The sequence below is a fragment of the Salegentibacter sp. Hel_I_6 genome, assembly GCF_000745315.1.
Classification (GTDB): Bacteria; Bacteroidota; Bacteroidia; order Flavobacteriales; family Flavobacteriaceae; genus Salegentibacter.
In genome coordinates this window covers 3002023-3014490 of the sequence record NZ_JQNQ01000001.1, presented here as the reverse complement: position 1 = coordinate 3014490, position 12468 = coordinate 3002023, and the positions used below count along the sequence as shown (strand labels likewise).

Here is a 12468-nt window from a genome sequence, read left to right as displayed (position 1 = left end):
AAATAGGCTGATTAATATTGATTTTTCACCACGTCACCCTGAACTTGTTTCAGGGTATAATTCCTAAGAATTCTAGATTCTGAAACGAGTTCAGAATGACGAAACGATCAAATATTAATCAGCCCTCTTTATAAAATATAATCCTTAACTAATTAAGCCGCATTTTGCTTCTTAATCAAGTTAAGTGCTGAACCGTGCTTATACCACTCAATTTGAGGTTTGTTATAAGTATGGTTTGTTTTAATAGTGTCTTTGCTACCATCGGCATGTACGATTTCTACCGTAATTTGCTTGTCTGGAGCAAAATCTTCAAGATCTATAAAGTTAAAGGTATCGTCTTCCTGGATAAGGTCATAATCGGCCTCATTAGCAAAAGTCAATCCTAACATACCTTGTTTTTTAAGGTTTGTTTCGTGAATACGGGCAAAAGATTTAACCAATACCACTTTCACTCCAAGGTGACGAGGCTCCATAGCCGCGTGCTCTCGAGAAGAACCTTCACCATAATTATGATCTCCCACAACAACCGTTGGAACACCTTCCTTTTTGTATTCTCTTTGTACCGCTGGAACACCATCATACTCTCCGGTAAGTTGGTTCTTTACAAAGTTTGTCTTTTTATTAAATGCATTGATTGCTCCAATTAGACAGTTGTTAGAAATATTATCTAAGTGTCCTCTGTAACGCAACCAGGGTCCTGCCATAGAAATATGGTCAGTTGTACATTTTCCGAAGGCTTTAATTAGCAATTTCGCGCCGGTTAGGTTTTTACCATCCCATGGCTCAAACGGAGTTAACAATTGAAGTCTTTCGCTATCTTCAGCTACTTTTACTTCAACAGAGCTTCCATCTTCATTTGGTGGTACATAACCATCTTCTTCCACATCAAAGCCATCTGAAGGTAATTCAATTCCTGTTGGCTCATCCAACATTACTTCTTCACCATCTTCATTCATCAACTTATCGCGAGTTGGATCAAAATCTAAACGTCCTGAGATTGCAATTGCGGCCACCATTTCTGGAGAACCTACAAAGGCATGGGTATTTGGGTTTCCATCAGCACGTTTTGAGAAGTTACGGTTAAAAGAATGCACAATGGTGTTTTTCTCTTCGCCCTTTCTGTCACTTCTATCCCACTGGCCAATACAAGGACCACAGGCATTAGTGAAAATTGTAGCATCAAGATCTTCAAAAATCTTTAGCAAGCCGTCGCGCTCTGCAGTAAACCTGATTTGTTCAGATCCAGGATTAATACCAAAATCTGATTTTGCCTTTACCTTTTTTTCAACCGCCTGTTTTGCGATTGAGGCAGCCCTGGTTAAATCTTCGTAAGAAGAGTTGGTACAAGAACCTATTAATCCCCAATCTACATTAATTGGCCAGTCGTTTTCTTTCGCTTTTGCAGCCATTTCTGAAATCGGTGTCGCCAAATCTGGAGTAAAAGGTCCATTAAGGTGAGGTTTTAATTCTGAAAGATTAATCTCAATTACCTCGTCAAAATATTGTTCGGGATTTGCGTAAACCTCATCATCTCCGGTAAGGTGTTCCTTAATTTTATTGGCGGCATCTGCAACATCGGCACGATCTGTAGCTTTTAAGTAACGTGACATCGACTCATCGTAACCAAAAGTTGAAGTGGTTGCACCAACTTCAGCTCCCATATTACAAATAGTTCCTTTTCCGGTAGCTGACATAGAGCGAGCTCCTTCGCCAAAATATTCTATAATTGATCCGGTTCCACCTTTTACGGTAAGAATACCGGCTACTTTTAAAATAACATCTTTAGAGGAAGTCCATCCAGAAAGTTTTCCGGTTAATTTAACCCCAATAAGTTTTGGGAATTTAAGTTCCCATGGCATTCCTGCCATTACATCTACTGCATCAGCACCACCAACACCTATGGCAACCATTCCAAGACCACCGGCATTTACCGTGTGAGAATCAGTACCAATCATCATTCCTCCAGGGAATGCGTAATTCTCTAATACTACCTGGTGAATAATTCCTGCTCCTGGTTTCCAGAAACCTATTCCGTATTTATTAGAAACAGATTCCAAAAAATCAAAAACTTCACTACTGGATTTATTAGCAGCTTGCAAATCTATTGCGGCTCCCATTTTGGCCTGGATAAGGTGATCACAATGCACTGTAGTTGGCACAGCAACCTGTTTTTTCCCAGCCTGCATAAATTGAAGCAAAGCCATTTGGGCAGTTGCATCCTGGCAGGCAATCCTATCTGGTGCAAATTCTACATAGTCTTTTCCTCTTTGGTAAGCCTCTTTGGCCGCTCCATCCCATAAATGCGAATAAAGGATTTTTTCTGAAAGGGTTAAAGGTTTTCCAACCACCTCACGTGCAGTATTAACACGTTCGGCCATTTGGCTGTACACCTTTTTGATCATATCAATATCGTATGCCATATTATTGTGTATTTAGTTCTAAAAAAGTCTAGCAAATTTAAGGATTTCGAGTGGATTTTGAAAATAAGAAGTGATTATCAAAATTTAGTGAAAATAATTTTGCAATTCTCAATTTATGGTAGTCTAAAATTAACTAAACATAAAAATAAGGTGAAATATTATGAATTTCGTAAATTAAAAAAGCAGAATTGATAAAAAATCAAGGTATAGATGGAAAGAAATCTGAATTTAAACCCATTCTTGATAAGGAGCAGCAATCAAGGCAATTTTGAATTGGTGAATTTATTATTTCGCAAGTGCAAAAGATTCTTTCTTCTGAATAAATACACCACTGGTGCGAAAAATGGAACAAAAAACATAGAGAGAATCCAGAAGGCTTTGTTTTTCAATTTCTGCTTAACCATATCTACCAGAATCATTAACCAGAAAACAAATAGAATCGCAACTGCGGTCCAGTTTAAAAAAGTGCTTATTTCTTCACTTAAGCCAAAAACATTTGTAATAAAATCGCTTCCCCATAAAATATAGAAAATCACACTAACTAAAACCCTATATTTAATAAAGGTACGTATCATTAAAATAGGTCACGAATTATTTTTTCTTCGGAAATTCCTTCGGCTTCAGCTTTGTAATTTTTAATAATTCTATGCCGTAAAATGCCAATGGCAACGGCTTGCACGTCTTCAATATCTGGTGAGAATTTTCCGTTTACGGCGGCGTGAGATTTGGCTGCAAGGATTAGGTTTTGCGAAGCTCTTGGGCCTGCTCCCCAATCTAAATAGTTCTTCACAAATTCTGGCGCTTCAGCAGAATCTGGCCTGGTTTTACCAACCAATCTAACCGCGTATTCAACCACATTATCGGCAACAGGAATTCTTCTAATTAACTGCTGAATTTCCACTATTTCTTCTGCAGAAAACAGCGCATTTATTTGTTGTGACTTATCTGAAGTTGTGTTTTTTACCACGTCTACTTCTTCCTGAAAACTTGGATATTCCAACAAAATAGAAAACATAAATCTATCTAACTGGGCTTCAGGCAAAGGATAGGTTCCTTCCTGCTCGATTGGGTTTTGAGTAGCCAAAACAAAATAAGGATTTGCCAATTTATAGTTATGACCGGCTACAGTTACAGATCGCTCCTGCATAGCTTCTAAAAGAGCTGCCTGGGTTTTAGGTGGCGTTCGGTTAATTTCATCGGCAAGAACTATATTTGAAAATACGGGTCCTTTAATAAATTTGAATGTTCTATTCTCATCCAGAATTTCGGCACCAAGAATATCACTGGGCATAAGATCTGGCGTAAATTGTATTCTTTTAAAATCGAGACCCAGGGCTTGCGAAATGGTATTTACCATTAGCGTTTTCGCCAAACCGGGAACTCCAACAAGCAATGAATGCCCTCCTGAAAAAACAGAAAGCAGGATTTGGTCTACAACCACATCCTGCCCTACAATTACTTTGGCAATTTCCTTTTTTAAATCCTGATGTTTAACTACCAGTTTTTCTACAAGAGCAACGTCTGACATTGATAAAGAACTATTTTTTTAACCAGTTACTACTATACTCACAGTCCTTAAATCTTCCGTTCACTTTAATATAAGTATCGCCAATTTTATCTTTTTGCCATTCTTCAATCACTTCTAATTGCTTATCGCGTAAGGCTAGTTCTTTTATCTTCGTAAAATCTGTTGCATAATTTGCCTCATGCTCAGTAATTCTTTTATTCACCATAATAAGTTTATAGAAAGGGCGCCCAGTTCTATCCTGTTCGCGAATTCTCAACGAAAGTTCACCTTCCTGTAAATCACCAACATCATCGTAAAGCTTAGGATCTATTTTAGAAAGTTCAAAACGAGTATCACCGGTTCTTGGATTTATAAGTTTACCTCCATCAGATTTTGTCTCTTCTTCATCAGAAAATTCACGAGCAGCTTCTGCAAAATCTAAAACGCCTTCATCGACTCTCTTTCGAATGCTGTCAATTTTTGCTTTGGCCTCTTCTACAGATGCATTGGTAACATCTGGAATAAGCAATATATGTCTTAAATCTACATTTTGTCCTCTAATACGCTCTACCTGTATAATATGGTATCCAAATTCAGTTTCAAAAGGTTCACTAACTTCGCCTTCCTGCAGCGCAAAGGCCACATCTTTAAATTCCTTTACAAAATTGTCTTTCCTTGATAGCGAAATTCTACCACCATCTTTTGCACTTCCTGGATCCTGAGAATATAGCACAGCTTTTGTAGCAAAACTGGCATCATTATCTAAAACATCGGCTCTAAAATCGTTTAGACGATCAATCACTTTCTGCTTTTCACTTTCAGGAATTTCAGGCTCTACTATAATTTGAGAAAGTTCTACTTCTTCTCCAAAAACCGGAAGTTCATCTTCAGAAATACTTTCGTAATAAGCCCGTACTTCTTCAGGAGTTATTTCTACCATTTCAACAATTTGCTGTTGCATACGGCTGGCCAATTGGCGCTCTTTATTTAAGTTGAATAATTCACTTCTAAATTCAGCTTCATTTTCTTTATTATAAAATTCAAGAACTTTCTCTATAGAACCTACCTGGCGAACCATTTCAGAAATTTGCTGATCTATATAATTATTAACCTCAGCATCCATCACAATAATACTATCCTGAATAGCGTGGTGAGCATATAGTTTGTTTTCCATAAGAGAACCTGCAAGTTGGCAATCGGTAACATCGGCAGTAGACATTCCCTGGCTTTGCATATCCTTATACATCATATCAACATCGCTGTCAAGGATTATATAATCCCCAATAACAGCCGCAATCCCATCTACTTTTCTGCGTTCTGAAGTATTTTCTTCAACCACTGTATTTTGCGCGATTTCGTCTTCTGGTTGTATGGAAGTACTGTCGGTAACAATCACATCTTGTGAATAACCGGTAATCCCAAATAAAACGGCCAAAACAAAGCCGATTGTTTTAATTATAGATTTCAAAATGTTCATTTTTAATTGCATCTTTAGTAATATCTTTTTCCAGTTCTTTTATTAAATTAAGCTTTCGCTTATTAAGCAAAATCTTTTCTATTGTAGGCTCTGCATACTCATAAGGAGCATCCTGCCCTCGCTCTAAAACGTCATTTATATAAATCAAATATACACCTAATGAATCTTCTACCTGAAGAAAATTAGATTTGTTTAAAAGTTTATCCCTATGATTAGATGATAATGTAGGAATTTTGTCGTAAACCGTTTTTATTTTCACCCAAACCGAATCGTTTAAAGAATAATTCTTAAACTGAAGCGAAAGCTTATCCAGCTTCTGCCTATCCTCATCATTAAAGCGAATTAAATAGGATTTTATTTCATCTCTATTGGTATTATTCTCTTCAAGATTCACATATCTTAGCTTCAATAGATCTTCTGTTAGTTTAAAATTCCCCTTGTTTTCTTCAAAATAAGCGGTTTTTTCTTCCAAACTTAAAGAGCTATCCAACTTTCTACTAACTACGGCGTCTTTATAAGCACTGGTAAATAGTTCATTCTTATAATTCTCAATAAGATCCCTGAATTCTCTTTGTTGACTTTCAGGAAGATTTAGTTGCGCTCTGTCTATAAGCAGTTTCTGCGTGGCCCAACGGGTTATATAATTAGAAACAATTACCGCGCTATCTTCTTTAGAAGTATTCTCGTTTATAAGTGCATTAATATCTTCTTCGTACAAATAAGAATCATTCACCCTTACCAGAACTTTACGATTGTCTTCGCTTTCAAAATAGGAACAACCTGCCAATATAAAACCGGACAGAAAAAAAACGACTAAAACAGGTAATTTCTTCAAACTCATCATTATTGAGACTAGCAATTTACATACCATTTTCAAATAACTAACAACCTGTAATTTGCGAGTGAGCAAAAATAAGAATTCCTTTAGGTTCTACAAGCTTATACTTAATCGATTACAGGATATAAAAAATAATATTTTTAAAATTATTTCCTATCATTAAAATAGTTTTAAGAGAATTAATATGAAAAATTAAAAGCTGCGATTATATTTGCCAAAAACAATATTATTATGATACGAAGCAGTTTATTAATTGTCTTTTTATGCTTTAGCGTTGTTCTAAACGCACAAACCAAAGTAGGAACCATAGATACTGACTTTATCATTTCACAAATGCCGGAAATGGAAGAAGTAAATTCTGGATTAAAAACCTACGACCAGGAACTTCAACAGGATTTTCAGGCAAATGTAAAACAATATGATACTCTGGTAAAAAGCTATCAGTCTAATGCTGAAACTCTTGCAGAAGAAGCCCGGCAGGAAAGTGAATCTGAAATAATTGAATTGGAGAACCAAATCAAACAATTTAGACAAAGGGCCCAGGTAATGATGCAAATGCGAAGAAACGAACTCACCGATCCGCTTTATAAAAAGATTGATGCCGCAATGCGTTCTGTAATTCAGGAAGAAGGTTTTACTCAAATTCTTCATGCAGGTGGAAATAGCCTCGCCTTTTCAGCAGAAGAATACGATATTACAGATAAAGTATTGAAAAAATTGGGAATTGAACCTACCGCCCAGACTGAAGCCGAGCAAGAATAAGCTAATATTTTAAGCCCTGAAAATCTTTCGTCAAGCTAAACTTGTTTCAGCTTCTCAAGCACTAGGGAGTTAGATCCTGAAACAAGTTAAGGATGAGGTATTAAAAAAAGCCCTCTCAGATTATAAAATTTGAGAGGGCTTTTTATATTTATAAGGCAATAGATCTATCTACTATAATTAGGAGATTCGTTAGTAATAGCTACATCGTGAGGATGGCTCTCGTGAATTCCCGAAGCAGTAATTTTCACGAATTTTGCAGTCTCTTTTAAAGTTTCTACATCTTTAGCGCCACAGTATCCCATTCCAGCTTTTAAGCCACCAACAAACTGATGAATACTTTCTTCTAATTCACCTTTATATGGAACTCGACCAACAATTCCTTCTGGAACCAACTTTTTGATATCATCTTCCACATCCTGGAAATAGCGATCTTTAGAACCTTTTTGCATCGCCTCTACCGATCCCATACCACGATAAGATTTAAATTTTCTTCCTTCGTAAATAATGGTTTCCCCAGGCGACTCTTTAGTCCCGGCAAGTAAAGAACCAAGCATCACACAATCGGCTCCTGCAGCTAGTGCTTTTGGGATATCTCCTGTATAACGAATTCCACCATCGGCAATCACCGGCACACCACTTCCCTTCAAAGCTGCAGCTACTTCAAGTACCGCTGAAAATTGAGGAAAACCAACACCTGCTACTACTCTTGTAGTACAAATAGAACCAGGACCAATCCCTACTTTTACCGCATCTGCACCAGCTTCAGCAAGGTATTTTGCAGCTTCGGCAGTGGCAATATTTCCTACAACCACTTCCAAATCGGGGAATTTAGATTTCACGTCTTTTAATACCGATACCACACCCCTGGTATGCCCATGTGCGGTATCAATTATTATAGCATCTACTCCTGCATTTACTAAGGCTTTAGCCCGTTCTACAGCATCAGCAGTTACGCCAATAGCAGCTGCTACACGAAGTCTTCCGAAGCTATCTTTATTGGCATTTGGCTTTTGGGTAAGTTTGGTTATATCTCTAAAAGTGATAAGTCCAACCAATTTTTTATTTTCGTTTATTACAGGTAACTTTTCAATTTTATATTCCTGTAAAATATCTTCTGCCTCATCCAGTGAAGTACCTTCAGCAACGGTAACCAGGTTCTCAGAAGTCATCACTTCTGAAATAGGTCTTTTGTTGTTTTTCTCAAATCGCAGATCCCTGTTCGTGACAATTCCTAACAATTTCCCTTCTTCATCTACAATAGGAATTCCTCCAATGCTATGCTCTCGCATACTTGCTTTAGCATCACTTACAGTAGCGGTAATTGGCAAAGTAACGGGGTCTATAATCATCCCACTTTCTGCTCTTTTCACTTTTCTTACTTTAAGCGCTTGCTGCTCGGCAGTCATATTTTTGTGCAAAACACCAATTCCACCTTCACGAGCCATAGCAATTGCCATTCTTGATTCAGTAACCGTATCCATTGCTGCAGAAACAATTGGAACGTTTATAGAAATATTTTTGGTGAATTTTGTGCGAATGCTTACTTCTCTAGGTAATACTTCAGAATAAGCGGGAACAAGCAGTACATCGTCGTAAGTAAGGCCTTCTCCTAAGATTTTGGATTCGTGTGCGATCATAGCAATTAAAGATTTAATTGCGTGCAAATATACGTTTTTTATAGGAAAAACAGGCTTAAAAGCTTTTAGTTATCAGAAAATTACTTGGGAAGACTTATCCGGCGAATTCCAGGACATCGGTAGAATTGAATCCAATTTTTATTAGATCTGCCACATTAGTATCTTTTGTGACTACTGAAATTTTTTGACCGTTATCAAGTTTCAGCAGTAATTGTGTAGCGTTACCTAAAAAGGTTTTTTTCAAAACCCGGGCGTGAGTTATATACTCACATTCCTCGTTAATACTAAGGTTTTCGTTACGAATTGCGTGATTACAATTAGGATTTAATGGGCAATTAAAAGCTGTTTGCAGCTCTTTATTCAGCTGAATGGTATTTCCAAAAAGTGAAGCCACGTAAACCGAATTAGGTTTGATGTACAAATTTGAAGCCTGGTCTTTTTGAATTACTTTCCCATGCTGAAGGATAAGGATTTCATCGGCCACAGAAAGTGCGTCCTGCGTATCATGGGTTACAAAGATTGCCGTAACACCGGTTTTCTTTATAATCTCAAAAACCTGACTACGCAATTGCATTCTAAGCATAGCATCCAGGTTACTAAAAGGCTCGTCTAAGATCAACAAAGATGGATTTGGTGCCAATGCCCTGGCCAGGGCCACGCGTTGCTGCTGCCCACCAGAAAGTTGATGCGGATAGCGTTTTTCAAGTCCGCTAAGTCCTACCAGCTCCAGCATTTCCAATGCACGTTCTTTTTTATTTTTAAGTTTTGAAATTCCGTAGCTCACATTTTTAAGAAGATCGAAATGGGGAAACAAGGCGTATTCCTGGAATACCAGCCCTATTTTACGCTTTTCGGGCGGAACAAGCTTTTTTACTGAAGAAAGCTCTTTATTATTGAGAATAATACTCCCGTGATCGGGTCGTTCCAAACCGGCAATGAGCCTAACCAGCGTTGTTTTTCCACTTCCGCTTTCGCCCACTATAGCACATACATCTCCTTCTTTTAGCTTAAATGAGACTTCTTTAAGAGCAAAAGTTTTGCCTTTATCGAAGCTTTTAGAAATGGAATTTATGCTTAGCATCTTATTCTTTTATCAATAACCTGTTCAAAAATATCACGGGAATGGTAGCCGTGAAGATAATAAATAATGAAGGAATTGCGGCCTCCATAACCATTTCGTCACTCGCATACTCAAAAGCTTTCACAGCAAGCGTATTAATATGAAATGGCTTTAATATTAAGGTTAATGGTAATTCCTTTAAAACATCTATAAACACAAGGATTACTGCGCTTAAAATTCCTGTTTTAATAAGCGGAAATTCTATTTTAAAGAAGGTTTTAAAATTTCCCACACCCAGCATTTTAGAAGAATCTGGAATGCTATTACTTACTTTTAAAGCTGTAGATTCTATAGGGTTGTAAGCTACCGCTAAAAACCTAACGCAATATGCATAAACCAATGCCACCAGCGTTCCGTTAAATAAAAAACCGGTTTTTACACCAAAGACCGAATCCATTGTGTTAATAAACCACTTATCAAAAGCCAGGGTAGGAATCATAATTCCAATCGCCACAACCGCGCCGGGAATGGCGTAACCTAAAATCCCTAACCTGGATATACTTTTAATACCATTTATACTGCTCCACTTCGCAAAATATATAAGTAAAGTTGCAAAAAGCACGGTTACCATCGAAGTAACTAAAGCAATCCCAAAACTTTGTAACGAAAGAAGAATAAAATCGAAATCGAATACTTTTTCTGCCGTTAAAAAAGCCCAGTACATCAATTGCCCTACCGGGATAAAAAACCCTAACATTACAGGAATTAAAACCAGGATAAACTTTAGCCATTGCATGGGTTTTGTTCCCAATTTTCTATGGGTACGGCCGGAGGCTTTATTTCCCGTAACCTGTATGTGTTTCCTTTGCCATTTTTCGAATAAAATAAGTGCAAAAACAATAAAAATAAGCAATGCAGAAAGGTAAACTGCGGTTTCCGGCTCTTCTAAGGAGAACCAGGCCCTGAAAATTCCGGTGGTAAAAGTATTGACTCCAAAATACTGAGCAGCACCATAATCGTTTAAAACTTCCATTAAAACCAGGATAAGTCCGGCGATAATTGCCGGCCTGGCCAAAGGCAGCATCAACCTAAAAAAAGATTTGAACTCCCCAACACCAAGCATTGTGGAAGCTTCCAGTAAATTCCCGGCTTGATTTAAAAAGAATGCACGAGAACTCACATACACATAAGGAAAAAGGGAAATACTAAGTACAAAGGCCAATCCGAATTTATTCATGATATCTATACGAATAAATTCGAGGTTTAATCCTCTTAAGATAAGCTCGAGGCTACCGCCGTAATCAAAAACCCCTGCGTAGGCGTATGCAACAATATAAGAGGGAATAGCGAGCGGTAAAATTAACAACCATTCCAGCTGCTTTCTAAGCGGAAATTCAAATCGGGCTACCAGCCAGGCACTACCCACGCCCAGGATAAGTACCAGTACACTACAGGCAAAAATCAAAAAGAACGAATTCCCAATATAATCTACCAGGAGGTTATTCACCAGATGCTGCCAGGTTTCCCCCGGACCTTCCAGTAATTTTAAGGCAATAGCAATGACCGGTAAGGCAATAAAAAGAACGATGGCCAATGTAAATATTGACCATCGATTTGTATCTCTTTTAAGTCGCCTTAACCTTGATTTTATCGAAAATATATCACTACTTCCAGCCTGCTTCATCAAATAGCATTACTGCTTTTTTATTATTTTCTCCCAGTGTAGATAAATTAAGGGTGTCTTCTTTAAATTCTCCCCACTCCTGGAGTAAAGTTGCAGGAGCTACATCTTCGTTCACCGGATATTCATAATTAGAATGCGCGAATATTTTTTGGGCTTCCTCAGAAATTAGAAATTCAATAAACTTAACCGCGTTTTCTTTATTGGGAGCGTGTTTTGCAACTCCGGCACCACTAACATTTATATGGGTACCACGACCCTCCTGGTTTGGAAAGAAAAGTTCAATACTTTCTCCTGCCTTCACTTCTTCAGGATCTTCAGAGTTTAGAAGTTTACCTATATAATATGTATTCACCACGGCAAGATCACCTTCTCCGGCAACCACGGCTTTTACCTGGTCACGATCATTTCCTTTTGGAGCGCGAGCCATATTTTCAACTACGGCCTCAGCCCATTTTTTAGCTTCTTCTTCACCATTATGAACAATTATAGATGCCATTAAAGATTGATTGTAGATGTTTCCTGAAGAACGAATCAATAATTTATCGTTCCATTTATCTGAAGCCAGATCTTCATAAGTAGATAATTCATTTTCATCTACCCGGTCTTTCGCATAAGCAATAACCCTGGCTCTTTTAGTAAGTCCGAACCAGTAATTATCGGCATCTTTAAGGTGTGAAGGAATGGTTTCTTCCAAAATATCTGATGAAACTGCCTGTAAAAGATCACTGCTTTTTGCTCTTTCCAACCTACCTGCATCTACAGTAATTAAAACATCTGCCGGAGATTGCTCACCTTCCATGCGCATCTTTTGAATAAGCTCATCTGCACTGGCATTTATCACATTTACCTTTATTCCGGTTTCCTCTTCAAATTGCTTAAACAAATCCTGATCAGATTCATAGTGTCTATGGGTATAGACATTTAATTCCTGCTTTTCATTCTCAGCATTTTCATTTTTATCCTCAGCATTTTTACAAGAGAACATTAGAGTTAAAGCTAAAAGCCCAATAAGCGTTTTTTTCATTTTTTGAGGTTTTAAATTTCGGTTCAAATATAATTATTTAGAATAGGTTTAAATAAAAT

At 37.5% G+C, this 12468-nt stretch carries 10 protein-coding genes; 1 reads left to right on the top strand and 9 read right to left on the bottom strand.

Translation table 11 applies throughout. The features are described from left to right. Positions 1-152: 152 nt before the first annotated feature. The 5 genes from FG27_RS13220 to FG27_RS13195 form a co-directional block, all read right to left on the bottom strand. Positions 153-2420 carry an aconitate hydratase gene (locus FG27_RS13220; protein ID WP_037319870.1) on the bottom strand — a complete coding sequence of 756 codons (2268 nt, stop codon included), beginning with the start codon at positions 2418-2420 and terminating at the stop codon, positions 153-155. Between the two features lie 257 nt (positions 2421-2677). Then, positions 2678-2995, bottom strand: a complete 318-nt coding sequence (locus FG27_RS13210) for a PLDc N-terminal domain-containing protein (protein WP_037319866.1) — start codon at positions 2993-2995, stop codon at positions 2678-2680. Further along, positions 2995-3948 (bottom strand): MoxR family ATPase, encoded by a 954-nt coding sequence (locus FG27_RS13205; RefSeq protein WP_037319862.1) that lies wholly within the window; start codon positions 3946-3948, stop codon positions 2995-2997. The genes FG27_RS13210 and FG27_RS13205 overlap by 1 nt, the downstream gene beginning before the upstream one ends. 10 nt (positions 3949-3958) lie before the next feature. Continuing rightward, positions 3959-5416: a peptidylprolyl isomerase gene (locus FG27_RS13200; protein WP_037319859.1), complete on the bottom strand. Its 1458-nt coding sequence runs from the start codon at positions 5414-5416 to the stop codon at positions 3959-3961. Further along, positions 5379-6248 (bottom strand): peptidyl-prolyl cis-trans isomerase, encoded by an 870-nt coding sequence (locus FG27_RS13195; protein WP_231563326.1) that lies wholly within the window; start codon positions 6246-6248, stop codon positions 5379-5381. Before FG27_RS13195 ends, FG27_RS13200 begins: the two co-directional genes overlap by 38 nt. A gap of 225 nt (positions 6249-6473) precedes the next feature. Between FG27_RS13195 and FG27_RS13190 the strand changes: the two genes are divergently transcribed. Continuing rightward, positions 6474-7004: an OmpH family outer membrane protein gene (locus FG27_RS13190; RefSeq protein ID WP_037319855.1), complete on the top strand. Its 531-nt coding sequence runs from the start codon at positions 6474-6476 to the stop codon at positions 7002-7004. 164 nt (positions 7005-7168) lie between these two features. Here the strand turns inward: FG27_RS13190 and guaB are convergent, their stop codons facing one another. From guaB to FG27_RS13170, 4 genes are all read right to left on the bottom strand, one after another. After that, positions 7169-8641, bottom strand: a complete 1473-nt coding sequence (guaB, locus tag FG27_RS13185) for an IMP dehydrogenase (RefSeq protein WP_037322299.1) — start codon at positions 8639-8641, stop codon at positions 7169-7171. Between the two features lie 94 nt (positions 8642-8735). Next, positions 8736-9722 (bottom strand): ABC transporter ATP-binding protein, encoded by a 987-nt coding sequence (locus FG27_RS13180; RefSeq protein WP_037319853.1) that lies wholly within the window; start codon positions 9720-9722, stop codon positions 8736-8738. A 1-nt stretch (position 9723) separates the two neighbouring features. Beyond that, positions 9724-11295 (bottom strand): iron ABC transporter permease, encoded by a 1572-nt coding sequence (locus tag FG27_RS13175; RefSeq protein ID WP_231563325.1) that lies wholly within the window; start codon positions 11293-11295, stop codon positions 9724-9726. Between the two features lie 70 nt (positions 11296-11365). Further along, positions 11366-12409 carry a Fe(3+) ABC transporter substrate-binding protein gene (locus FG27_RS13170; protein WP_037319849.1) on the bottom strand — a complete coding sequence of 348 codons (1044 nt, stop codon included), beginning with the start codon at positions 12407-12409 and terminating at the stop codon, positions 11366-11368. Positions 12410-12468: the final 59 nt, after the last annotated feature.

What these genes read in the sequence shown, in the direction of transcription:
- FG27_RS13220 (WP_037319870.1), bottom strand. Translation starts at nt 2,420, where the DNA reads ATGGCATACGATATTGATATGATCAAAAAGGTGTACAGCCAAATGGCC.
- FG27_RS13210 (WP_037319866.1), bottom strand. Translation starts at nt 2,995, where the DNA reads ATGATACGTACCTTTATTAAATATAGGGTTTTAGTTAGTGTGATTTTC.
- FG27_RS13205 (WP_037319862.1), bottom strand. Translation starts at nt 3,948, where the DNA reads ATGTCAGACGTTGCTCTTGTAGAAAAACTGGTAGTTAAACATCAGGAT.
- FG27_RS13200 (WP_037319859.1), bottom strand. Translation starts at nt 5,416, where the DNA reads ATGCAATTAAAAATGAACATTTTGAAATCTATAATTAAAACAATCGGC.
- FG27_RS13195 (WP_231563326.1), bottom strand. Translation starts at nt 6,248, where the DNA reads ATGATGAGTTTGAAGAAATTACCTGTTTTAGTCGTTTTTTTTCTGTCC.
- FG27_RS13190 (WP_037319855.1), top strand. Translation starts at nt 6,474, where the DNA reads ATGATACGAAGCAGTTTATTAATTGTCTTTTTATGCTTTAGCGTTGTT.
- guaB (WP_037322299.1), bottom strand. Translation starts at nt 8,641, where the DNA reads ATGATCGCACACGAATCCAAAATCTTAGGAGAAGGCCTTACTTACGAC.
- FG27_RS13180 (WP_037319853.1), bottom strand. Translation starts at nt 9,722, where the DNA reads ATGCTAAGCATAAATTCCATTTCTAAAAGCTTCGATAAAGGCAAAACT.
- FG27_RS13170 (WP_037319849.1), bottom strand. Translation starts at nt 12,409, where the DNA reads ATGAAAAAAACGCTTATTGGGCTTTTAGCTTTAACTCTAATGTTCTCT.